General features: G+C 49.9%; 21 protein-coding genes. 13 read left to right on the top strand and 8 right to left on the bottom strand.

Annotation, left to right across the window (positions count from 1 at the left end):
* Positions 1 to 61 precede the first annotated feature (61 nt).
* Entirely contained in the window at positions 62 to 2,164 is a 2,103-nt protein-coding gene (locus LAT77_RS03640) for a transglycosylase SLT domain-containing protein (protein WP_290563189.1), read from the bottom strand.
* Between the two features lie 231 nt (positions 2,165 to 2,395).
* On the opposite strand from LAT77_RS03640, the gene fadB reads away from it, so the two are divergent.
* The 3 genes from fadB (at position 2,396) to tusA (ending at position 6,114) form a co-directional block, all read left to right on the top strand.
* Positions 2,396 to 4,537, top strand: coding sequence for a fatty acid oxidation complex subunit alpha FadB (fadB, locus tag LAT77_RS03635; protein ID WP_290563188.1), 2,142 nt, complete (start codon positions 2,396 to 2,398; stop codon positions 4,535 to 4,537).
* Positions 4,538 to 4,554: 17 nt separating this feature from the next.
* Positions 4,555 to 5,718 carry an acetyl-CoA C-acyltransferase FadA gene (gene fadA, locus LAT77_RS03630; protein ID WP_290563187.1) on the top strand — a complete coding sequence of 388 codons (1,164 nt, stop codon included), beginning with the start codon at positions 4,555 to 4,557 and terminating at the stop codon, positions 5,716 to 5,718.
* 153 nt (positions 5,719 to 5,871) lie between these two features.
* Entirely contained in the window at positions 5,872 to 6,114 is a 243-nt protein-coding gene (gene tusA, locus LAT77_RS03625; protein ID WP_290563186.1) for a sulfurtransferase TusA, read from the top strand.
* Positions 6,115 to 6,219: 105 nt separating this feature from the next.
* Here tusA and LAT77_RS03620 read toward each other — a convergent pair whose 3' ends face one another.
* Positions 6,220 to 6,699, bottom strand: coding sequence for a GNAT family N-acetyltransferase (locus LAT77_RS03620; RefSeq protein ID WP_290563185.1), 480 nt, complete (start codon positions 6,697 to 6,699; stop codon positions 6,220 to 6,222).
* A 142-nt stretch (positions 6,700 to 6,841) separates the two neighbouring features.
* On the opposite strand from LAT77_RS03620, the gene LAT77_RS03615 reads away from it, so the two are divergent.
* Complete coding sequence (locus LAT77_RS03615; protein WP_290563184.1) at positions 6,842 to 7,579, top strand: helix-turn-helix domain-containing protein; 738 nt, start codon at positions 6,842 to 6,844, stop codon at positions 7,577 to 7,579.
* Positions 7,580 to 7,645: 66 nt separating this feature from the next.
* Here the strand turns inward: LAT77_RS03615 and LAT77_RS03610 are convergent, their stop codons facing one another.
* Together LAT77_RS03610 and LAT77_RS03605 are read right to left on the bottom strand one after the other, a co-directional pair.
* Complete coding sequence (locus tag LAT77_RS03610) at positions 7,646 to 8,830, bottom strand: hypothetical protein (RefSeq protein ID WP_290563183.1); 1,185 nt, start codon at positions 8,828 to 8,830, stop codon at positions 7,646 to 7,648.
* Positions 8,831 to 8,839: 9 nt separating this feature from the next.
* Positions 8,840 to 9,421, bottom strand: a complete 582-nt coding sequence (locus LAT77_RS03605) for a DNA-3-methyladenine glycosylase I (protein ID WP_290563182.1) — start codon at positions 9,419 to 9,421, stop codon at positions 8,840 to 8,842.
* Between the two features lie 100 nt (positions 9,422 to 9,521).
* Here LAT77_RS03605 and glyQ point away from each other — a divergent pair, with 100 nt between their 5' ends.
* The 3 genes from glyQ (at position 9,522) to LAT77_RS03590 (ending at position 12,912) form a co-directional block, all read left to right on the top strand.
* On the top strand, positions 9,522 to 10,493 hold the full coding sequence (gene glyQ / locus LAT77_RS03600) for a glycine--tRNA ligase subunit alpha (RefSeq protein WP_290563181.1): 972 nt from the start codon (positions 9,522 to 9,524) through the stop codon (positions 10,491 to 10,493).
* A complete protein-coding gene (gene glyS, locus LAT77_RS03595) occupies positions 10,490 to 12,562 on the top strand; it encodes a glycine--tRNA ligase subunit beta (RefSeq protein ID WP_290563180.1) in 2,073 nt (690 codons plus the stop codon). The genes glyQ and glyS overlap by 4 nt, the downstream gene beginning before the upstream one ends.
* A gap of 62 nt (positions 12,563 to 12,624) precedes the next feature.
* Positions 12,625 to 12,912, top strand: coding sequence for a hypothetical protein (locus tag LAT77_RS03590; RefSeq protein ID WP_290563179.1), 288 nt, complete (start codon positions 12,625 to 12,627; stop codon positions 12,910 to 12,912).
* Between the two features lie 51 nt (positions 12,913 to 12,963).
* Here the strand turns inward: LAT77_RS03590 and gyrB are convergent, their stop codons facing one another.
* The 4 genes from gyrB to dnaA are packed head-to-tail and all read right to left on the bottom strand — an operon-like array spanning position 12,964 to position 19,051.
* Positions 12,964 to 15,381, bottom strand: coding sequence for a DNA topoisomerase (ATP-hydrolyzing) subunit B (gyrB, locus tag LAT77_RS03585; RefSeq protein WP_290563178.1), 2,418 nt, complete (start codon positions 15,379 to 15,381; stop codon positions 12,964 to 12,966).
* Between the two features lie 13 nt (positions 15,382 to 15,394).
* Complete coding sequence (gene recF, locus LAT77_RS03580; protein WP_290563177.1) at positions 15,395 to 16,483, bottom strand: DNA replication/repair protein RecF; 1,089 nt, start codon at positions 16,481 to 16,483, stop codon at positions 15,395 to 15,397.
* 30 nt (positions 16,484 to 16,513) lie between these two features.
* Positions 16,514 to 17,614 (bottom strand): DNA polymerase III subunit beta, encoded by a 1,101-nt coding sequence (gene dnaN / locus LAT77_RS03575; RefSeq protein WP_290563176.1) that lies wholly within the window; start codon positions 17,612 to 17,614, stop codon positions 16,514 to 16,516.
* Between the two features lie 36 nt (positions 17,615 to 17,650).
* A complete protein-coding gene (dnaA, locus tag LAT77_RS03570) occupies positions 17,651 to 19,051 on the bottom strand; it encodes a chromosomal replication initiator protein DnaA (RefSeq protein ID WP_290563175.1) in 1,401 nt (466 codons plus the stop codon).
* A 283-nt stretch (positions 19,052 to 19,334) separates the two neighbouring features.
* Here dnaA and rpmH point away from each other — a divergent pair, with 283 nt between their 5' ends.
* The 6 genes from rpmH to mnmE all read left to right on the top strand — a co-directional run bounded on the left by rpmH (position 19,335) and on the right by mnmE (position 24,084).
* Positions 19,335 to 19,469, top strand: coding sequence for a 50S ribosomal protein L34 (gene rpmH, locus LAT77_RS03565; protein ID WP_126777617.1), 135 nt, complete (start codon positions 19,335 to 19,337; stop codon positions 19,467 to 19,469).
* 23 nt (positions 19,470 to 19,492) lie between these two features.
* Complete coding sequence (gene rnpA / locus LAT77_RS03560; RefSeq protein ID WP_290563174.1) at positions 19,493 to 19,867, top strand: ribonuclease P protein component; 375 nt, start codon at positions 19,493 to 19,495, stop codon at positions 19,865 to 19,867.
* Positions 19,819 to 20,148, top strand: a complete 330-nt coding sequence (yidD, locus tag LAT77_RS03555; protein WP_290563173.1) for a membrane protein insertion efficiency factor YidD — start codon at positions 19,819 to 19,821, stop codon at positions 20,146 to 20,148. The genes rnpA and yidD overlap by 49 nt, the downstream gene beginning before the upstream one ends.
* 2 nt (positions 20,149 to 20,150) lie before the next feature.
* A complete protein-coding gene (gene yidC, locus LAT77_RS03550; protein ID WP_290563172.1) occupies positions 20,151 to 21,827 on the top strand; it encodes a membrane protein insertase YidC in 1,677 nt (558 codons plus the stop codon).
* A gap of 135 nt (positions 21,828 to 21,962) precedes the next feature.
* Positions 21,963 to 22,715, top strand: a complete 753-nt coding sequence (locus tag LAT77_RS03545) for a hypothetical protein (protein WP_290563171.1) — start codon at positions 21,963 to 21,965, stop codon at positions 22,713 to 22,715.
* A complete protein-coding gene (gene mnmE / locus LAT77_RS03540) occupies positions 22,684 to 24,084 on the top strand; it encodes a tRNA uridine-5-carboxymethylaminomethyl(34) synthesis GTPase MnmE (protein WP_290563170.1) in 1,401 nt (466 codons plus the stop codon). The genes LAT77_RS03545 and mnmE overlap by 32 nt, the downstream gene beginning before the upstream one ends.
* Positions 24,085 to 24,103: the final 19 nt, after the last annotated feature.

Below are 24,103 nucleotides of genomic sequence, written 5' to 3'. Positions count from 1 at the left end.
CCCTTAGCCTATCTGTTTTTGTTGTTTGTACGGCATTTCACGTTCGACAGCATTGCGGATCTTAACTGCGGCCATTGCCATTAATCTGCATTCGAACCACTGGAGTTAATACATTAGCATCATTTCCCAGCAACATTGTATAAATTTGCTGGTAGGCCAACACAGCTTTGACATAGTCACGGGTTTCTTGAAACGGTATCAGCTCCACCCATAGGTCCGCTGGCATTGGCTCTGCTGGCAACCATTCATTCACCCGGTTAATCCCAGCATTATAGGCAGCCGTAGCTAGTATCCAGTTCTGATCCGTGCGTTGTAACAACTCGGCCAAATACTGTGTACCGAGCCGCACGTTATCTTCTGGTGAATCTAAGCGTGGCGTGGTGTTGCGCATCGGCCCCGGGCTTCGACGAGTGAGATGTTCCGCAGTTCCCGGCATGACCTGCATCAGTCCCCGTGCGCCAGCGGGCGAAACTGCATCCGGTTGAAACGAACTTTCCCGCCGCGCGATGGCAAACACCCACGATAGATCGACAGCAGCGCGCTCCGCTTCACCGCTGAGCAGTTCCCGATACGCCAGTGGAAAGCGCCGATGAACATCATTGAGGGCTCCATTTTGCGCAAACGCGAAGATCGCTTGGTCATGCCAGCCCCACTCCGAGGCGACCACGGCGGCCAATACCTGTTGTTCGGCAGAGAGGTCGGTCCGTAACGTATTCCATTCACGGCGCGCATCAAGAAACTGTTCCAGCTGACGCCATTCATAGGCACGCAACGCGGCTGGGTGTGTTGCCACAGCTTGCAGGTCTGCCGGCTCATAGGTTAACTCTTGATGATTTAAATCTGGCACGAGCGCCAATCGCGCACTTGCTAAAAAACCATAATAATTACGCTCTCCCGCGACTTGCTCGAGCTTGGCATGGCCAAGGTCATTGAAGCCAAGCTGCACCAATGCCCGCGCATGCCAGTAAGTCCATTGCGGAGCACTGCGTTGCGCCTCCGGTAAATTAATCACGAAGTGATGAATGAGGTCATAACGCTGTTGCTTGAGTAAGGTTGCCAAGTACCATTGCTGCGTAGCCGAGTCCGCGTGGCGCATGTCCACTTTACTAAACCAAACCAAGGCATCTGGCTCTTGGCGCAGCGCTAACGTGACGGCAATGGCTTCGTTCATCTGCTGTTGTTCAGCGGCGCTGAAGGGATGTTGCTGGAACTTATCAAGATACGTTTCCCACGCTTGAATGGTCGCCCGGTGGTTTTGCCAGCGATAACGCTGCAGTGCGGCAAGGATAATTTCCTTTTCGCGGTAATCTTGGTCTTGAAATTCTTGCGTGCGCCGAACTAACGAAGGATTGGCGTGCATGCGACGTTTTAGCAGCGTCAGATCTTGCTTATCCTCTGGCATGTAGCGCGTGAGATAACGCGCTAACGAGGTTTGGCGCTCATTTAAGGCCAAACCAATCCGCCGCCAGACCACTTGCTCGGTTCGGTTGCCCGCTGCCGCCCAGTTGGCAAACACCGAGTCACAAGCAGACGGCAAACTCCGACCATGCAGCCATTGTGCGGTCACTTCCTGCCAAAAACGTTCCAATTCCTTGTCATTACCCCGAACGTCTTGATAGCGATAACGCAGGTACTGGCACTGCAGTTGTGCAGACGATTGCGGCCGATAGTCGCGCAGAAAGCGGTTGGCGTCGTTACGGCGCACGTGATACTGCAGCCATGCGGTGCGCAATTGACGCTCTGCCGGTGTCCCCCGATGTTCCTGCAGGAATTCAAGAATAGGCCCTTCATTTTGTAAACTAAGGTTGTTTTCGAGTAAGTTCGCCTCAAGATAAGGAAAGAGCGGATAGTCCGTTAGCTGTAACATGGTTTCGCGTGCTCGCGTGAATTCACGACGCGAGAGCATTTGCTCAACGTCAATAAAGAGTTCACGCTGCTTGCTGAGCTTTTCTGCATGCGGCAGCGAGCCGTCCGGTCGCACGCCAAACGGGTCAAAGTAATGGACGGCAGGATGCGGAGCAAGCGAAGCTGTGTCAGGCTCGCTCGGTGACAGTGCAAATGCAGCACCAATCAGCAAGCCCGCACTGACAAGCAAGGTGAAACGAACCTGACGTAAAGGCTTTTGTACAGCCTTTTCAAACGGGTGTTTAATTTTATTTCTCATTATGGGATGATAACCGCCACACTTTTTACGATACTGTTCTAAGAACCGTTCGTGAACTGAGCATCGTGTAAGAACGAATACAACTTAATTTCGTAACGATCGTGCTCGCTACAACATCGTGCAAATCATCTCTGATGTACTACATACGTTGTAGCATAAGCACACAACAACGCAAGCATGAGAACAGAGATCGGCTCTGTTTTTATTGGGAGACCAGTCGGGAGACCAAATATGATCTACCAAGGCAACAATCTACACGTTGACTTTATTGAACCTGGAATTGCACAACTGACTTTCGATGCGCCAGGCTCGGTCAACAAATTTGATGAAAAAACCCTGAATGAGTTCAGTGACGCCCTTGATGCACTGGCTGCAAATCAAGACTTAAAAGGTCTTTTAGTACGCTCGGCAAAGTCAACGTTTATCGTCGGTGCCGACATTACCGAATTCCTCACTCTCTTTGCCGATCTCGACAAAACGAAGAAGTGGGTTCACATGGCCTCGCGCGTCTTCGATAAATTGGAAGACTTGCCGGTGCCAACCATTGCTGCAGTCAATGGTTTTGCCTTGGGCGGCGGCTGTGAAGCCATTCTTGCCTGTGACTACCGAATCGCTGATGAAACTGCGGTTATTGGTCTGCCAGAAGTGAAATTGGGTCTAATCCCAGGCTTCGGTGGCACGGTTCGCTTGCCTCGCGTGATTGGTCCTGACAATGCGTTAGAAGCGATTACCACAGGCGCCAACCACAAGCCCGAGAAAGCCTTGGCGATTGGCCTGATTGACGCGGTGACCGCAAGCGACCGTTTACAAGAAGGTGCATTGAGCATGCTGCGCGACGCTATTGCCGGCGACCTTGACTGGCAAGCCAAGCGTCAGCCGAAGCTTGAAGCGTTAAAAGCCAACGAAGTCGAGCGTCTAATGACGTTTAGCACCGCTAAAGGTTTAGTCTGGGCCAAAGCCGGTAAACACTACCCGTCCCCACATGCTGCAGTAGAAGTAGTTGAACGCGGCGCTGGTGAAGCGCGTGAAGAAGCACTCAATATCGAGAATGAACTCTTTGTCAAGCTGACCCAAACCGACGCAGCGCGCGCACAAGTGGGTATTTTCCTTGCTGATCAAGTGGTTAAGGGTAAGAGCAAAAAAACGGCAAAGTCTGCGACGAAACACATTAAGCGTGCGGGTGTTTTAGGTGCTGGCATCATGGGCGGCGGCATCGCCTATCAGTCAGCAGTCAAAGGCGTGCCAATTGTCATGAAAGACATCCGTCGCGAAGCGCTCGACTTAGGTTTAGCCGAAGCATCAAAAATCTTAGGTAAAGGTTTAGAGCTTGGTAAAATCAACCAAAAAACGGTTGCCAATACGCTGACATCGATTACCCCAACACTGAATAATAGTGAGTTAGCGGACGTTGATATCATCGTTGAAGCCGTGGTTGAAAATCCAAAAGTGAAAGGCTCAGTGTTGGCGGAAATTGAAAAAGTGGTGGCGAAGGACGCAATTATCACGTCGAATACGTCAACTATTTCTATCGATAAACTGGCTGAGAACCTCGAAGACCCATCACGTTTCTGCGGTATGCACTTCTTTAACCCAGTGCACAAAATGCCATTGGTGGAAATTATTCGCGGCAAGCACACATCGGATGAAACCGTTGCTGCAGTCACTGCTTATGCACTGCAAATGGGTAAAACCCCAATTGTGGTCAACGACTGCCCTGGCTTCTTGGTCAACCGCGTGCTGTTCCCCTACTTTGCAGGCTTCAGCAAGTTACTCGACGACGGTATCGACTTCCCTGGCATCGACAAAGTCATGGAAAAGGAATTCGGCTGGCCAATGGGCCCCGCTTACTTATGTGACGTTGTTGGTCTCGACACCGCTGACCATGCAACCCATGTCATGGCCGAAGGCTTCCCAACGCGCATGGCACGCGACGACAACGGCGCCATCGCGAAGCTAGCGGCTGCAAATCGGTATGGTCAGAAGAACGGCAAAGGCTTCTATGAGTACAGCGTCGACAAACGTGGTCGTCCGCAGAAAGTGGTAAATCCGGACGTTTACGAAGTGATCGGCAAAAAAGAAGCCAGCGCTGAGAAGGACGAAATTATTGCCCGCTGTATGATTCCAATGGTCAATGAAATGATCCGTTGCCTCGAAGAAGGCATTGTCGGTTCAGCAGAAGAAGCAGATATCGCATTAATTTACGGCCTTGGTTTCCCTCCATTCCGTGGTGGTGCGTTCCGCTATTTGGAAACGCTTGGCCTCGACAAATTCATTGAGTTAGCCGACAAGTTCGCTGATCTAGGTGAGATGTACCAAGTCACCGATGGTTTACGCGAGAAAGCGAAAAACGGCGAATCTTACTTTAAGAGCTAATTCGAACGGAGATTGTTATGAAAGACGTAGTGATTGTAGATGCAATTCGCACACCCATGGGCCGTTCGAAAGGCGGTGCCTTCCGGAATGTTCGTGCCGAAGACCTTTCCGCAGAATTAATGAAAGGCCTACTGGCGCGGAACCCGAATATTGACCCAACTGAGATTGAAGATATTTACTGGGGCTGTGTACAACAAACCCTTGAGCAAGGCTTTAACGTCGCGCGAAACAGTGCGCTCATTGCCGGTATTCCGCACTCTGTTGGTGCGGTTACCGTCAACCGTTTGTGTGGTTCTTCAATGCAAGCGATTCACGATGCCACGCGCGCAATTCAGACTGGAAACGGTGACATCTTTATTGCTGGTGGTGTTGAGCATATGGGTCACGTACCCATGATGCACGGCGTCGACTTCCACCCAGGCCTAAACCGCTCGGTGGCAAAAGCGGCCGGTTCAATGGGCTTAACCGCTGAATTATTGGGTAAGAAGTTCGGTATCAGCCGTGAAGAACAAGACTCATTCGGCGCACGTTCACACCAATTGGCGCATCAAGCGACCTTAAGTGGCGAATTTGACAGCGAAATCTACGCGATTAATGGCCACGACGAACACGGTGTTTTAAAACGCTTTAAGCACGACGAAGTGATTCGTCCGGAAACAACGGTCGAAGCGCTAGCTGGTTTACGTCCGGTATTTGACCCAGCCAATGGTACGGTCACGGCGGGTACGTCGTCAGCGATTTCTGATGGTGCGGCAGCAACCTTAGTGATGTCAGCCGACCGCGCGAAAGAACTCGGTTTAACGCCACGTGTTCGTATTCGCTCTATGGCAATTGCCGGTTGTGACCCATCGATTATGGGATATGGTCCGGTTCCGGCCACCCAGAAAGCACTCAAGCGCGCTGGTTTAAGCCTTGCTGACATTGAGCTGTTCGAACTCAACGAAGCTTTCGCGGCGCAAGCGCTGGCGGTTATGCGTGGTTTGAAAATCGAAGACCAGCTGGACAGCAAGGTGAACTTGCACGGCGGCGCTATTGCATTAGGTCACCCACTTGGATGTTCAGGCGCGCGTATTAGCACGACCTTAATTAACTTAATGGAACAAAAAGACGTAAGCTTAGGCTTGGCCACCATGTGTATTGGTTTAGGCCAAGGTATTGCGACCGTGTTTGAGCGCGTGTAAAAAACACAGCACTTTGATATACCGCAAAAATCCCGCTGGCGATTATCGTCGGCGGGATTTTTTTATCGTCTTAAAATGCCTATAATGACGCTACGTTCATGCACTATTTATACAGCAAGCGATATTGTCAGTTAATTAAGAAAAGGATGAATCATGTCGCCCTTCACTACTGCGGACTATCAACTTGATACCATGGGCTTGCGTTGCCCAGAGCCTGTCATGTTGATTCGTGGCAAAATGCGGCAGATGCAAGACGGCGAAAAGCTGTTGATTATCGCCGATGATCCGGCAACAACCCGAGATGTTCCGGCATTTTGCCGTTTTATGGATCATCAGCTTCTCGCAGCGCAAACCGATGAAGCGCCCTATCGTTATTTAATTCAAAAAGGACTTTAATTCAAATAGAACGCAACTGTTCCACGTGGAACAAGAGGATGCTCGCTGGTATACCGATTCGCCAAGCGCGCCTGTCAGTCGTTGTCGCGCTATCTTTAGTCAGTCTTACAATTTATATTCCCAAAACTCCGCGGCACCCATTTCTGGATCAAGCTGATAAGGCTTAAACCCATACTTCAAATAGGCAAGACGTGCCGGTTCATTGCCACTAAGCACTTCCAACGTGAGTTTCACGCAGCCACGTTTTGTCGCTTCCTCTGCGGCAGCAGCGATCAGCTGTTGGCCAATACCTTTACCGCGGTGGCCATCGAGTACTGCAATATCATGCAGGTTACAAATCGGCTTTGCTGCAAACGTCGAGAAACCTTCAACACAATTGATTAACCCGACAGCGCCGTCGTCGTCCCACGCGATAAAGCTGAATACCGTTGGTCGTTTCGCCATTTCAGCAATCAAGTTCGCTTTGGTGTCGTCACTGAGTGCTTCGCCGCCACCCATTGGATCTTGAGCATAATGATTTAAAAGTTTAAGCAATGCATCAGCATGCTCAGGATTTTGATAATCCACCGGTAAAATTCGCAACATTTCCTGAATATTCCCCTATTTTCATCTGGTTATCTCTGCCCGACTTCCCAAGAATAATAAGGGAAACACCGCAGCTTTAGCTTGCCCAAAGAATAACATACTATAAGACCTACAAGGATCCTTGCTTATGGAACCCCCGAACATGCATGAACAACAGTCACTCGGCAGTTATTTAAAAAGTCGCCGACAACAACTCAAACTTAGTCAGCCGGAGCTCGCTGACAAAGTTGGCATCGAGCAATCCTTTTTATCGAAGCTCGAGAATGAGCACTCGTTACCAAGTACCGATACGTTTCGGCGTTGGCTCAATGCTCTCGACCTCACCGTCGACAATATCGTTCACGCACTGCCATCTGCTTACGTGACCAGTAAGCTACGGCAAATCAGCGACATTGACCAATTTCTCGTCCGACAACAGCAGCATACATTCGCGAGTCGGAGTCGCCTCTTGACCTGGTCTGCGATTGCACTGTCCCTTTCTCTGCCGATTTTCTACGTCGGTTACAGTGCCTCCGTCTTTCCGACCACACAGTACGAATATGTGTCTCAAGGGCTAATAGAACCCAGCGAGTCGGCGATGCTCTACTCAAACTGGCACGTCACAGTGCAGAATAATCAGGACGACTTTATCGCAAAACGCCAAGAAATTTACCAACGTTACGATGAACGGCGGCGACTCTCGTTTACGAATCGCGGCGAATACTTCACGACACAGGATGACGAGCAACCACTTATGCGCAGAACGTGGGAGCGTCAACCCGTCAATGAAGCTTCGATAATCACTCGGCCAGTCAACGGTCTATTACAAGGCATCGGCTTAGGATTGTTGGTCATCGGTTTGCTTGGCTTTTGGCGTGAGCGCCGCCTCTATCGCAAATAGCCGATGGTCGGTCTTGAACTCCGTTCCCCAATGTTCCACATGGAACCTTGGGGAAGTCCTACTGAACTACATGACCTCCGGTACCTCGAGTTCCGGCGGTGCTTCACGTATTTCAACAAACTGCTGCAGCCACTCCTCGATGTGCCCACGTATCGGCTTCAACATGGCGACCATCGACGTATGTCCGAGCAACTCATATTCAAGATAGCGCTTATTCCCTTGCTCAATTTGAAAGACTTTGAAGCGTTCTATGTCCGGATTTGGCATTGTGACAGTCACCGGTAAGTCGGTATCAACCTCAGGGTACTCATTCAGCACCTGCAAATTCTCGACGCCTAACCAGCGTTCCACGGCTTTGCGACTCACCTGCAAATCAACAACTTCGTCGGTCCGTCCTGCGAGCACAAGTGCCGGGCTTTGCGTCGCTTCCAAACGCTGTGCAAGCGTGGTCATCCGCTCGGTTTCGCCACTGCGAGTGATAATATTGCCAAGGGCCGCATCGAAACGCGAGTCGGAGACAAACCACCGTAAGCGCCAGTCCATCTCCTTCAGTTGCTGAAACATAAAATTGGCGTCGCTACGAAAATCGTTCATCGGCGCCACGAACACCAGACCTGAAGGCTGTACGTCCTTGTCAATGAATAAACGCTCAAGCTCGGTCGTTGCCATCATCCCCATCGAAAAGCCCATTAATACGACCGGCGCGTCTCCATAGTTATTGATCACGTGATCGCGAATCAATGTGAGATTCGGCAAACCGAATGCCATCGGGTTCGTTTCCGTCGGTCCGGCAATAATCAATGGGCGAAACCCTAGTGAGCGTAACCAAACTCCCGTTGGTGCAAACAAGTGCGCGGACTTCATTCCGTAACCCGGTGCCACGATGACAACAGGAGCATCATCGGCAAGCTCGGGTAAGCGAAATAAGGTTTCCTCTGAAAAGTATTCGCTAAGTTCAGGTTCCCGTGAATTGCGCAACGTTAGCGTCCACTTAAACTCCTCATGGGTCATTTGACCCTCGTCGTAAATGGCTTGAACATCGGCTAAATCAAGATAATGAAGACACCGATGCTCAACCGTCGCACTACAGACCTTTTGTCGATTCGGTGCGACCGCAAATTCTACGCTGGCCATGCCACTCACAGGTTCCATGTTGAGGATTTGGCGTTCGACGAGGCTCGTACAACCCGCTAATATCGCAATTACACTCATGGCTACGCCGGTACCAATTACCCTGGCAAATACTGTCATCACTTTTCCCTATTTAAAATCACAATCAACGAGATGGTCGTTCACCATACCGACTGCTTGCATAAACGCATAGACAATCGTTGGGCCAACAAAGGTAAATCCTGCTTTCTTCAGCGCCTTTGACAACGCTTGCGACTCGGCAGTTTCTGTCGGTACGTCGCCCATGGACTTAGGCTGATTCGCGATCGGCGCATGGCCCACGAACGACCACAGCCACTGACTGAAATCTACACCTTGTTCATGGAGTCGAACAAACGCATCGGCATTTTTAAAGATAGAATTAATCTTTAAGCGATTGCGAACAATGCCGCTGTTGTGCATCTGCGCTTCGATAAAGGTCGCACGTGCCTCCCCTTGAATCTGCGCTAATCGATGTGGATCGAAGCCAAAAAACACAGCCTCATAATTGGCTTGTTTACGTAAAATCGTAATCCAGCTCAGTCCAGCCTGTTGGCCATCGAGGCATAATTTAGCAAACAGTTCGACACTATCACGGACGGGTTTACCCCAGAGTTCATCGTGGTATTGCTCGTAATCGGCATGCCCTAAACACCAAGGGCAGCGATTAATTGACTGATTGTCCATTCCCATGCGCTTTCTCCCTATAAATTCGGCGCTTGCTCAGTGTATAATCACACAAATCCCATGCCGCTGCACAGCGGAAATTCGGCCGAATTGAAGTGGAAATCTCATGGAAAAATTTGACGTTAAAACATTTCAGGGTTTAATTCTCGCCCTACAAGATTATTGGGCACAGCAAGGTTGCGCGATTGTTCAACCCCTCGATATGGAAGTCGGAGCGGGAACCTTTCACCCGATGACCTTCTTGCGCTCGATCGGACCGGAACCGTCGAGCTACGCGTATGTGCAGCCTTGCCGCCGTCCAACCGATGGCCGCTATGGTGAGAATCCGAACCGATTGCAACATTATTATCAGTTTCAGGTGATCATGAAGCCGAATCCTGCTGATCTACAGGAGCTGTATCTCGGCTCGCTGAAGTTGCTTGGATTCGATCCGCTGGTACACGACATCCGCTTCGTTGAAGACAACTGGGAATCGCCCACCCTTGGCGCTTGGGGGCTTGGTTGGGAAGTTTGGCTAAATGGCATGGAAGTGACGCAGTTTACTTACTTCCAGCAAGTTGGTGGCCTCGAATGTAAGCCTGTGGCTGGGGAAATCACCTACGGTCTTGAACGCTTGGCGATGTATATCCAAGGCGTCGATAGTATTTACGACTTAGTCTGGACGACAGGACCACGCGGTACCATCTACTACCGTGACGTGTTCCATCAAAACGAAGTTGAGCAATCGGCCTATAACTTCGAGCATGCTGATGTCGCTGTTTTGTTTGACCGCTTTGAGTCCTGCGAAAAGGAATGTGAGTTACTCATCAGCAACAACCTGCCATTGCCAGCGTACGAGCAAGTGATGCGTGCATCGCATGCATTTAACTTACTCGACGCCCGACACGCCATCTCGGTGACCGAACGTCAACGCTATATTTTACGTGTGCGCACAATGGCGAAAGCCTGTGCGGAAGCCTACTTCGCGGCTCGTGCCGAACTTGGTTTCCCATTGGCAGAGAAGGCAGACGCTGAAGCAGCGCTCGCCGTATACTGCAAGAATAAAGAAAAAGCGCAAAAGAAAGGAGCGAAAGCATGAGTCAGCGTCACGATTTACTGATTGAGCTCGGCACCGAAGAGCTGCCACCGAAAGCGCTAAAGGGCTTAAGTGAGAGTTTTACGGCTAGTTTCGTCGCTGAATTAAACCAAGCTCGCCTGTCTTTTGAAGACGTCGAATCGTTCGCAACGCCGCGCCGTTTAGCGGTGTTGTTTAAAAGCGTCGAAGCACAACAAGCCGATGAGATCGTCGAGAAACGTGGGCCGGCAATCCAAGCCGCCTTTGATGCGGATGGCAATCCGACGCGTGCCGCCGAAGGCTGGGCTCGCGGTTTGGGTATTACCGTCGCCGATGCGGAGCGGTTGAAAACCGATAAGGGTGAATGGCTGCTGTATAATGCAACTGTCGCTGGTAAGAGTATTCGTGACCTAGTGCAGGGTTTCATCGACCAAGCTGTGAAGCAACTGCCAATTCCAAAAGCGATGCGCTGGGGCTCAACCTCCTATCAGTTTATTCGTCCATTGCACACACTCACCGTCATGCTCGATCACGAAGTGCTTGATGCAGAGTTGTTTGGTGTGCAAAGTGACAATAAGGTGAACGGACATCGATTCCATCATCCTGAGCGATTGACGGTTGACCACGCAGCCAATTACGCTGAAGTTTTGGCTTCAGGGCATGTGGTCGCCAGTTTTGCGGCACGGCGCGAAACCATTCGCGAATCGGTCGTCGAACTGGCGAAAGCAGAAGACGCCGTGCCCGTTTGGGATGAAGACCTCATTGACGAAGTTGCGTCCCTTGTGGAGTATCCGGTACCTATGGTCGCCAACTTTGATGAGTCCTTCCTTGCGGTGCCCAAAGAGGCGCTGATTTACACCATGAAGGACGACCAGCGGTACTTCCCGCTGGTGAATGAAAACGGCGATTTACTCCCCCGTTTTATTTTCATCAGTAACATCCAAAGCCGTGACCCGCAGCAAGTCATCCAAGGCAACGAGAAAGTCATTCGTCCACGCTTAGCCGATGCTCAATTCTTCTTCGAGTCCGACAAGAAGACCAAGCTCGCCGATCGATTGGACAAGCTCGACACCGTTCTCTTCCAAAAAGAACTTGGCAGTATTGGCGATAAAGCCCGGCGTATGGAAGCCACCTCGCGGTTCATTGCCGACGAGCTTAAAGCCGACAAAAACGCAGCGGCGCGTGCAGGCTTATTAGCGAAAGCCGACTTAGTGAGTTCCATGGTCATGGAATTCCCAGAAGTCCAAGGCATCATGGGCATGCACTATGCGCGTCATGACGGTGAAAGCGAAGCGGTCGCTAGCGCTATTGAAGCGCATTATCGTCCGCGCTTTGCTGGTGATTCCCTGCCGACCAGTTTAGAAGGTTGTGCAGTCGCTCTCGCCGACAAGCTCGACACGCTTTCTGGCATCTTTGGGATCGGGCAAATCCCAACCGGCGACCGTGACCCATTTGGTTTGCGCCGCGCTGCTATTGGCATGCTTCGCATCTTAGTGGAAAAGCAATTGCCATTGGACGTAGAAACTTTAGTTCGTAGTGCCGTCGCCAATTACGGAAACATTATTAAGAATCCAGACGAAGTTACCGCCCAAGTGGTCGACTTCCTCCTCGGTCGTTTCCGGGCGTGGTATCAAGAGCAATCGATTTCGGTCGATGTCATCCAAGCGGTGTTAGCTCGCCGTCCAACGATAGCGCTCGACTTTGACCATCGAGTGAAAGCCGTCGCTGAGTTCCGCTCGAACCCACAAGCGGAAGCACTTGCTGCGGCCAATAAACGGGTGAGTAATATTCTTGCCAAGAGTGAGATTACCCTCACCACGGTTGATGTGTCGTTGCTACATGAAGACGCAGAAAAGGCGCTCTATAGGGCTCTCAGTGGCCTTCGTGACACGGTTTCGACAGCTGCTATCAATGGTGATTATGCCGCCGCTCTCAGCGCGTTAGCGACACTCCGAGAGCCTGTCGATCGCTTTTTCGATGAGGTCATGGTCAACGCTGACGACGAAGCGATTCGCCGTAACCGATTGAGCCTGCTCAATGAGCTGCGCGACCAATTCCTCAACGTCGCAGATATTTCGTTGTTACAGTCGTAAGCTGGCGATGGCACAAGTCAATTGGCTTGTGTCATCCAACCTACCGGCAAAGGAGAAGTGTGATGGCCTTTTTAGTGTATTTAGCCGTTATTTTTTTCTGTATTTGGATCGGTAATGTCGCAGCAAAAACCCGCAAGTGGCTCAGCTATGTGCTGTGCATAGCAGCGCCCGTGCTGTTAGTGACCTTGGTTGCAAGTCTGCGCTGGTATTTTGATCCTAGCCTCGATTTCGCCGGGTTGCTGACTGTACTCATCACCTTCCTCGGACTGACCGGCATTATGACGGCGCTCATCGTTCGTCATATGGTATTAAAGACACCCCAAGCACCGAATAGAAAAAAACCCCGCTAACGTTCGTTGCGGGGTTTCTACTTTATGGTTTAGCGCTATTTACATCGCGTCCTAGACGTCCAAGTTCGCCACTTTCAACGCATTACTTTCAATAAATGCACGACGAGGCTCAACATGATCACCCATCAAGGTCGTAAACAATTGGTCAGCACCAATCGCGTCTTCGATAGTGACTTGCAACATCCGGCGAGTTTCTGGGTCCATCGTCGTTTCCCACAATTGATCCGGGTTCATCTCGCCTAGACCTTTGTAGCGCTGAATATATAAACCGCGCTTCGATTCGCTAATCAACCACTCAATGGCTTCAACGAAATCGTCAACCGGTTGCACTTTCTCACCACGCTGGACATAGCCACCGTCTTCCACTAGACCGTTAATCTCCGAGCCGACAGACGCTAAGCGGTCATAGTCGCGTGAGACGAGAAACTCATAGGTTAGTGGGAAGTCGGTGAATACACCATGACGACGCAAACGAATCATCGGTAAGAACACACCGCGATCTTCATCGTTGGTGACCAAGACTTCGTAGGTTGCTGAGTCTTTTTCCGTGGCCATCATATCCGCGCAGAATTTCTCTGCCCACGCCGTCACGTACTGTTCGTCTTTCATATTCTCAGCGGTTAAGCGCTCAGCGTAAACGAGACGGTTCAGCACATGTTTCGGTAATCGACGGCTTAACCGCGCAATGGTATCCAGTGCAAATTGATAGTCGCGTACCATTTTCTCTAACGCCACACCGGTAATGCCCGGGGCATCGGCATTGACGTGCAAAGAGGCACGGTCAAGCGCCAACGACGTGAGATATTGAATCAGGCCTGGATCGTCTTTGATATAGTTTTCTTGCTTACCTTTTTTCACTTTATACAGCGGCGGTTGCGCGATATAGATATAACCACGCTCAATTAACTCTGGCATTTGCCGGTAGAAGAAGGTCAATAACAAAGTACGTATGTGCGAGCCGTCGACGTCAGCATCGGTCATAATAATGATGCGATGATAGCGCGTCTTGTCTGGGTTGTATTCGTCACGGCCGATACCACAGCCCATTGCTGTAATTAACGTTGCAACTTCCTGCGACGACAGCATTTTGTCAAAACGTGCTTTCTCAACGTTCAGGATTTTACCTTTCAATGGCAAAATGGCTTGGTTTTTGCGGTTACGGCCCTGTTTCGCAGAACCACCCGCAGAGTCACCCTCCACAATATAGAGTTCAGAAAGTGCTGGGTCTTTTTCTTGGCAATCTGCGAGCTTGCCCGGCAAGCCGGCCAAATCCAAGGCGCCTTTCCGACGCGTCATTTCCCGCGCTTTACGTGCAGCTTCACGAGCGCGTGCAGCGTCAATAATCTTTTGTACGATCACTTTCGCATCGGTCGGGTTTTCTAACAAGAAATTGGCTAGGTTCTCACCCATGGCTTGCTCGACCGCACTTTTCACTTCGGACGACACTAACTTGTCTTTCGTTTGCGAAGAGAACTTTGGATCAGGAACTTTCACCGAAATAACGGCTGTGAGACCCTCACGGGCATCATCACCGCTGGCGTTGGTTTTCGCCTTTTTGGTGTAACCTTCCTGCTCCATATAGTTATTCAAAGTCCGTGTCAGTGCCGCACGGAAACCTGCCATATGGGTTCCACCGTCGCGCTGTGGAATGGTATTGGTAAAGCAATAGATATGCTCTTGAAACGAGTCGTTCCATTGCAAGCCGACTTCAACTGAAATGCCGTCATCGCGCTCAACACTAAATTGGAAAACTTTTGGGTGAATCGGGGTTTTCTTGTCATTCAAATACTGAACAAAGGCGGCAATACCACCATCATATTTGAAGTGATCACGACGATCAGCGCGCTCGTCAATCAAATGAATTGAAACGCCTGAATTCAAAAATGAGAGTTCGCGTACCCGTTTGGCAAGGATGTCGTAATGAAATTCTGTTTGCGTGAACGTTTCGTGGCTTGGCCAAAAACGAATTTCGGTGCCTGACTTGCTGGTGTCACCGACCGCTTGAATATCGCCGTCTGGGTTACCGTGGGTGTAAGTCTGTTTCCAAATTTTGCCTTCACGATGAATTGTCAATGCCAACTTTGCTGACAAAGCGTTCACAACAGAAACACCAACACCGTGCAAACCACCGGATACTTTGTAAGAGTTGTCGTCAAACTTACCACCAGCGTGAAGTACGGTCATAATGACCTGTGCTGCAGACACGCCCTCTTCGGCATGCATTTCAACCGGAATACCGCGACCATCATCGCGAACAGAGACGGAACCGTCGGAGTGGACCGTGACGTAAATCTCGTTACAGTGGCCTGCCAGTGCCTCATCGATAGAGTTATCGACCACCTCAAACACCATATGGTGCAAACCTGTACCGTCGTCGGTATCACCAATGTACATTCCTGGACGTTTACGCACTGCGTCCAGACCTTTCAACACCTTAATACTCGACTGATCGTAATTACTAGCAGACATAGTTTCTTCCTGTTTAATCATTTTTGATTGTTCCTTGTTCCACGTGGAACAATCGAACTTCGGCATTCTCAAAGCGATGTTGTAATTCTTCTTTGCGAATCGCAGTGATAAACACCTGACTTCCACTTTCCAACAATGCGTTGCAAAGTCTCTGTTGATTCTCTGCGTCTAGCTCAGCGGGTAAGTCGTCAACTAAAATGACACACCGTTTGCCTAAACGTTCGGCGTAGTCAGCACTTTGTACTAACCGTAACGCCGCAACTAAGAGCTTTAGCTGTCCACGGGACAGCCGTTCGCGAGCGTCGACACCATCTACACGGATTTGCCATTCCGCTTTGGTCGGCCCCACGCTGGTGAAACCTTGGCGCAAATCCAATTCGAGCTTGGCAGCTAACGCCTCGCTCAATGTCTGTTGCTCTTGCCATCCTTGCAACAAACGAAATTCGAATTCGTATTGCGGTAAAAATTGCTGGCAATACTTATTTAACTGTTGGTTTAGCCCGGTTAAATAGGCAGCACGCGCGTTGGTGACTGCTTCCCCTGCTGTTGCCAACTGTTGATCCCAGTACGCGCCACCTTGTTGATGGTAACTGCGTTGCTTCAACAAACTGTTTCTTTGTTTCAACAGTCGAGAAAACGTTAACCACTGTGGATAATAACTTTGTTCCACATGGAACAAACCCCAGTCCATGTATTGGCGACGCTCTTTCGGACCATCCGTGACCAAGGTTACGCCTTCCGGCGTAATCAGTTGAATCGGCATGAGCTTTGCTAATAAACTAAAGCGCTTTTCCGACTCGCCATTCATACGAATTTCAGTTTCGCCGTTACGATAGCGCCGAAAACCTACTTTCTGAATTTCTCCATCTTCTGCATCTCGAACGCGAGTGAACAAAGTCAGGGCTTCATTTTCATCTTGCACGACTTGTCGCACTTGATGCGTTCGAAACGAGCGACCAAAGCCTAAGCTATAGATCGCTTCGAGAACACTAGTCTTACCGCTACCATTTTCACCATATATAATATTCACATGGCGACTGGGCTCAAGCTGGGCATTGGTAATATTTCGAAAATGCGCAATGACCAACTGATTAATTTGCATAATGAAGTAATTAAAGCCTCAAAGGAACGCCTATAGACGCATCGGCATAACCACGTAAAGCGCACCTTCGTCTTGATTGTCTTCGACGATCGCGCTGCTATTTGGGTCGCTTAAGGTAATTTTCACTTGCTCGCCGTGAATCGAATTCAACACATCAAGTAAATACGTCACGTTGAAGCCGATCTCAAATGCTTCATTATTGTAATCCACTTCTAAGCGCTCTTCGGCTTGCTCTTGTTCCGGGTTATTGGCGGTCAGCACGATTTCATTCGTATCCAACCCAACCCGCACACCGCGGAATTTCTCATTCGACAAAATCGACGCGCGTACACAGGCCTGACGCAATAAATCGCGATCAGCAACCACAATCCGGTCGCCTCCGGTAGGCAGTACCCGACGGTAATCTGGGAAACGGCCATCGAGCAGCTTACTGGTAAAGGTCATTCGTCCGGTTGCCACACGAATATGGTTCTGTCCCAGTGACAGTGAAACGACACTGTCATCGTCTTCAAGTAATCGCAGCAATTCCGACACGCCTTTGCGCGGCACAATGACTTGTTTATGCGGCAACGCCGCTTGCTCAAGTTTCACCGCCGACAGCGCTAAACGATGGCCGTCGGTTGCGACTGTACGCAGAATGTCTTCGTTCACTTCGAACAACATGCCGTTCAAGTAATAACGAACATCTTGGTTCGCCATCGAGAAATGGGTTTTATCCATCAAGTCGCGTAAATTGCCTTGCTCCATCTCGATCTGGACTTCACTCTCCCATTCATCGATGTTTGGATAATCACTTGCTGGCAGGGTACTCAATGAAAAGCGGCTTTTACCCGACTTCACTAAGGCTTTATCATCGCTGGCGGTAATCGTTACTTCAGCGCCTTCCGGCAACGAGCGAACAATATCGAGCAGCTTCTTCGCTGGAATGGTCACATCGCCCGGCTGTGCTTGCTCTAAAGTAACTTCCGACACCAGCTCAACTTCGAGATCTGTACCTGTTAACCGCAAACTCTCCTCACTCACTTGCAAGAGCACGTTACTGAGAATCGGTAAGGTCGTCCGACGCTCGACAGCACCACTAACGACCTGCAACGGTTTGAGCAAAGCATCCCGTGAGATTGTAAATTTCATGCGGTTAACTCCTCTTCTTATTATTTAGTTGTCGCATCAAACCGATAAGGTCCGGTTCAAGTTACGATAGTCTTCCTGAATTTCGTGGTCTGATTCAATGAGTTCTTTAACCTTCCGGCAAGCGTGCAATACCGTTGTATGATCACGCCCGCCAAAGGCATCTCCAATTTCTGGCAAGCTGTGGCTGGTTAACTCTTTTGCTAACGCCATAGCAACCTGACGAGGGCGCGCGACCGAGCGCGTTCGGCGCTTCGAGGTTAAGTCGGAGACCTTAATATGATAATATTCTGCCACCGTACGCTGAATGTTATCGATTGTCACCAGCCGCTCTTGAGCAGCGATCAAGTCACGCAAGGCTTCTTTCACAAAATCGATGGTGATATCGCGACCGGTCAGTGTCACATTCGCTATGACTCGGTTCAACGCACCTTCCAATTCACGAACGTTTGAGCGTAAACGCTTAGCAATGAAAAATGCGACCTCGTGCGGTAGCTTGATTTTACGCTCTTCCGCCTTGCGTTCCAAAATAGCGACGCGAGTCGGTAATTCCGGTGGTTCGATGGCTACGGTTAAACCCCAACCAAACCTCGACTTCAAACGTTCGTCGACCCCTTCAATTTCTTTCGGGTAAACATCACTTGTCAGTATAACCTGTTGATTTCCTTCGAGAAGCCAGTTGAAGGTATGGAAGAACTCGTCTTGAAAGTGGTCTTTTTTTGCGAAAAACTGCACGTCATCAATCAATAAGGCATCGACACTACGATAGCTATCTTTAAAGCTGTCAATTTTGTTGTGTTTCATGGCGTACACCATGTCTTGAACAAATCGCTCAGCGCGCAAATAAAATACTTTCGCGTCCGGCTTGTTGGCCAAAATGCCATTGCCTATTGAATGCAACAGATGCGTTTTACCTAAACCGGTACCGCCATAAATAAATAAAGGGTTATAGGCCTTGCCCGGATTCTCCGCGACTTGTAATGCTGCGGCGCGCGCTAACTGGTTCGAGCGACCTTCAACGAAGTTTTCAAACGTATAGGTCGGTTGCAGATTGCTGTGCTGTAAAGAAATTGGCCGGTCAGCCGGATTCGTTGTTGGTTTCGCGGGCTCTGCAGGAGCACGGCTCGGTGCTGGTGCTGAATTGCGCTCAGGCGCTGTTGCTCTCGTTGCACTGGCGCCGAGATCTTGTGGTTTCCGCGCACCCCCCACTCGGAGCTCAACATTCGGCGCTTCGTCACCAGCGGTTGCGCGGAGAAAGGTTATGATCTGTTTTAAATACTTGTCTTTCACCCATTCCATAACATAGGTGTTGGGTGCGTAAAGAAAGAGCGTGTTGTTTTCGAAGTCAACCTGCAGCGGGCGGATCCACGTACTGAATTGCTGCGCAGGCAACTCATTTTGTAATCGTGTCGCACAATTGTGCCACAGTGAATTACTCACGAAACACTCCTCTTTCTCGATTCTTATTGTTATCAATTTCGCAGCAGACTACTGCCACAAGACCTTTACGAGCGATTCGGATCCTAAGCGCGATCCTTACCTGCGATCGCGCTTCACCCGACCTTCCATTCTACGTAAAATAGCCCGTCTAAGCTAGCTTTTTGCCACTGAAAAGGCAAAGTTATCCACAGGCATTAATTTCGAATTAAATTTGACAGCGATCCGTTTTACTTGTAGAATCCGCGCTCATTTTGAAACCCAGATCAGCTACGGAATAACAGCTATGAAAAGAACATTTCAACCAAGTGTATTAAAACGCAAGCGTACTCATGGCTTCCGTGCGCGTATGGCAACCAAGAATGGCCGTCAGGTCCTGGCTCGCCGTCGTGCCAAAGGACGCAAGCGTCTGACTGCTTAATTCAGTTAAGCTCAGGCAGCTGAGTGACTCAGTACGCATATCCTCGGGAGTTACGTCTGTTAACTCCCGTAGACTTTCAAAACGTCTTCAATAATCCCCCTGTAAAAGCCGTCAGTCGCGAATTTACCATGCTCGCGAAACCAAATGACCTGGCCTATCCGCGCTTGGGCGTCACAATAAGCAAAAAAACTGCCAAACGTGCTGTCGACCGCAATAAAATTAAACGAATTGTACGCGAAACTTATCGTTTAAAGCAGCATAAACTGTCAGGCTTTGATATTATCGTCATCGCTAAGCCAGGGGTGACCAAATTAGACAATCATGCCCTGAGCGAATTACTGAATTATTTATGGCGAAAATTAAGCAAGCGCTGCGTGCAATACTCGTCGGCCTCTTAACCGGCTGCATTCGACTTTATCAGTGGTTTATTAGTCCGCTATTAGGTCCGCGTTGTCGTTTTGTGCCAACCTGTTCAGAATATGCCGTCGTCGCTTTAAAGAAACATGGCGCTCTGAAGGGGCTTTTGCTCGCCAGTCGAAGAATTAGTAAATGTCATCCGGGTCATCCCGGTGGTTTTGATCCGGTTCCCGGAACAGAGTCGGAGTGGACAGACGAAGAAACTTTGTCTGCGGAACTTCGCGAACTCGAGACTAGGAAATCACAAAAAGAGAAAGAGTAACTATGGATTCGCAACGTACAATTCTGGTTATTGCCCTTTTGGTACTATCGTTTTTTATGTTCCAACAATGGCAAAACAAGGGTGGCAATACCCCTGGCATTGATCGCAGCAGCGCACCTACCGAACAAGCGAGCAATGGTCAAAGCGATGTACCCTCCGATGTTCCGGCTCTCGACGGTGACATTCCGGTAGCGGGCGGTAATGACAGCGTCCCTGCAGCCGATACCACGGCGGTACTTGGTGACACCATTACGGTTGAAACCGACGTATTGCGTGTGAAACTCAGTTTGCGTGGTGGTGATTTAATCCAAGCCGAACTGCTCCAGCATGCAGAAACACTGGGCGAGCCCGCGCGTTACACCATCTTGTACCAGCGTCCGGGACATTTGCACATCGCCCAAAGTGGCTTGATCGGTCCTGACGGTATTGATAACGCCGAAACCCGCCCACTCTTCAGCGCTGACCAGACTCGCTTTGAAATGACGGGTGATACCCTTGAAGTGCCGCTCTATTACGTTAAAGAAGACGGCTCTGAAGTCATAAAGCGCTATACATTTACCCGTGGTGACTACGCGGTAAAAGTCGCATTCGACGTCACCAACCGTAGCGACGCACCGAAAACCGTGAACTTCTATGGTCAATTAAAACAAACCATGGTCGACGGCGGTCGGAGCAGCATGTTTATGCCGACTTATCGTGGCGCAGCTTATTCAAGCGACAGTAACCGCTATAAAAAATACAGTTTTAGTGACATCCAAGACCGTAACTTTAGCACCAACACACCGGCCGGCTGGGTCGCAATGTTGGAGCATTACTTTGTGACCGCTTGGGTTCCCGATCAAGAATCAACCAATCGTCTTTACACCAACCGCAATGCGCTTGGCGAAGGCATGATCGGCTTTATTGGACCAGCGCACACCATCGCACCGGGTCAAAACATTGTCCTTGAAAGTGCCTTATACATGGGGCCAAAAGACCAAGCTCGCTTGCGTGAACTTGCCCAGCACCTCAACTTAACCGTCGACTATGGTTTCTTGTGGTGGTTAGCACAGCCGATTTACTGGTTGCTGTCGCTCCTGCAATCGGTTGTCATCAACTGGGGTCTAGCGATTATTCTCGTCACCATCATCGTCAAAACACTACTGTATCCGTTGACGAAAGCACAGTACGTGTCGATGGCGAAAATGCGTAAAATTGCACCTAAAATGAAAGAAATGCGGGAAAGGTTTGGCGATGATCGGCAAAAACTCTCGCAAGCTATGATGAAAATGTACCAAGAAGAGAAGGTTAATCCGCTTGGTGGGTGTTTACCCATGCTCCTGCAATTACCGATCTTCTTAGCGCTTTATTGGGTACTTCTGGAAAGCCCAGAGATTCGTCATGCAGACTTCGTATTCTGGATTAACGATCTATCAAGCCGTGACCCATTCTTCATCCTGCCGTTGCTCATGGGTGCGAGCATGTTCCTCATGCAGCGCTTACAGCCAACGCCAGTGACGGATCCAATGCAGGCGAAGATTCTCCAGTACATGCCGGTCATGTTTACGGTATTCTTCCTGTTCTTCCCGGCGGGTCTGGTACTTTACTGGTTAGTCAGTAACTTGATCTCGATTGCGCAGATGACGTACATCTATCGGCAGATCGACAAAAAGGAAGCAGCGAGCGGCAAACGCCGATAAACTTGCTTAACAACAAAAAGCCCTCAATATTTGCTTACAATTATTGAGGGCTTTTTGCTTGGTGTCGTGCAAAATAAAGACTATATTAGAGACTTAAACTATTTAACGTCATGCCCCTACGGAAACGGTGCCCCTATGTTAAAGATGGATCTTTCTTCACTTGTGCGACTCTCGATGCTCATACTCCTCGTGACATGGATATCGCAACCTGTTGTCGCCGACGATACGAAAACCATTCGTATCGGTACCTTGCACGGAATTCAAAAGCACCATCCAACCTTCGAGATTATTCAAGAAGCCTATCGGCGCATCGGCGTTACCGCCGAGCTTGTGACCTTGCCTTATGAACGTAGCGAATACGAAGCAAATCGCGGCCGAATTATTGACGCCGAACTCGCCCGTACCGAAGAAGCAAGTACTGCATTGGCTAATTTAATCCGCATCGAGCCGTCTATTTTTCCAGTGTATACGTCAGTATTCACCACGCGCACCAATTTGGAAATTACCAGTTGGGAGTCTTTACGTGGACTACGTATCGACACTGTTCGCGGTATGCACACCGTCGCCGATCGTCTTGGTGATATTCCATTTAATGAGGTTGGCAGTATCGAACAAAGCATTCAACGCATTTTGTCCGGACGCTCCGATGTGGCCGTATTACCTGGTTTTGAAACTGAACAAGTCCTCGAGCAATTGAACATCACGTCAGTTCATCGATTAACACCTGATTTAGAAACCTTTTTGCTCTATCATTACTTGCATCAAAAACACGCAGACCTCGTGCAACCGTTGCAAGCCTCGTTGTGGCAAGTCATCAGCGAGCGACAATTGCAGCAGGCTGCTTTACAGGACAACGATGAGCAATTTGAGCACCATTACCCAAACTGAAAGTTTTAGTAACGACGACACCATCGTCGCCCAAGCTACTCCGCCCGGTAAAGGCGGTGTCGGGATAGTCCGTGTCAGCGGTAGCGACGCCAAAGCAATCGCCACCGCACTACTAGGTTATTGTCCTAAGCCTCGATACGCTGACTATACAGAGTTTAACGACACCGACGGTCAACTACTCGACAAGGGCATCGCTTTATTCTTTCAAGGCCCGAATTCATTTACTGGCGAAGACATCCTTGAACTTCAGGGTCACGGCGGCCCTGTTGTTATCGATATGCTGATTAAAGCGATATTAGCTACTGGCAAAGCACGTTTAGCCCGCCCTGGCGAATTTAGCGAACGTGCATTCTTAAATGACAAACTCGACTTAGCGCAAGCCGAAGCGATTGCAGATCTTATTGATACCACGTCAGAACAAGCCGCTCGCATGGCGTTGCAAAGCCTACAAGGCGAGTTCTCGTTTAAAATCGACCAGCTGGTCGACTCGGTCATTCATTTACGCATGTACGTTGAAGCGGCAATCGACTTTCCCGACGAGGAGGTCGACTTCCTAAGTGACGGTAAAATTGCTAACGACCTCGAACAAATCATTACCAACTTACTGAGTGTCGAGCAGCAAGCCAAACAAGGCAGCTTGCTGCGCGAAGGTATGCGTGTCGTCATCGCCGGTCGGCCGAATGCTGGCAAATCGTCCCTGTTGAATGCCCTAGCCGGCCGCGAATCCGCCATTGTCACCGACATCGCTGGCACCACCCGGGATGTTTTGCGTGAGCACATTCAAATCGATGGTATGCCGCTGCATATCATCGACACCGCAGGTCTGCGCGAAAGCCCCGACAAAGTCGAGCAAATTGGTATCGAACGTGCTTGGGCCGAAATTGAACAAGCCGACCGCGTGCTCTTCATGGTCGACAGTACCGAAACCAATGCCATCCACCCAGACGATATTTGGCCGGAGTTTTTCGCCCGTCTGCCAGAGCACCTACCGTTTAGCGTCATCCGTAACAAAATCGACCAAACCGGTTACGCCGCTGGCTATCAAGAAAACCAAGGTGTTCCCGTTATTTCCTTGTCCGCTGCCACTGGACAAGGCATCGAGCACTTACGCGAACACTTAAAAGCGTGCATGGGCTTCAACGCGAATATGGAAGGTGGCTTTATGGCACGTCGCCGCCACCTCGATGCCATTGAGCGGGCCAAAAGCCACCTCTATGCAGGTAAAGAGCAACTCGAAGGCTACTTGGCTGGTGAATTACTTGCCGAGGAGCTGCGTCTCGCTCAGCACCATCTCAATGAGATTACGGGTGAGTTCACCAGTGACGACCTACTCGGCAAGATTTTTGGCAGCTTCTGCATCGGGAAGTAGGTCGCTTACCATCAGACAT

This window comes from Aliidiomarina sp. (genome assembly GCF_022565475.1).
GTDB lineage: Bacteria > Pseudomonadota > Gammaproteobacteria > Enterobacterales > Alteromonadaceae > Aliidiomarina.
Note: the sequence above shows the minus strand (reverse complement) of the source record. Positions and strands in the feature narration are given on the sequence as shown.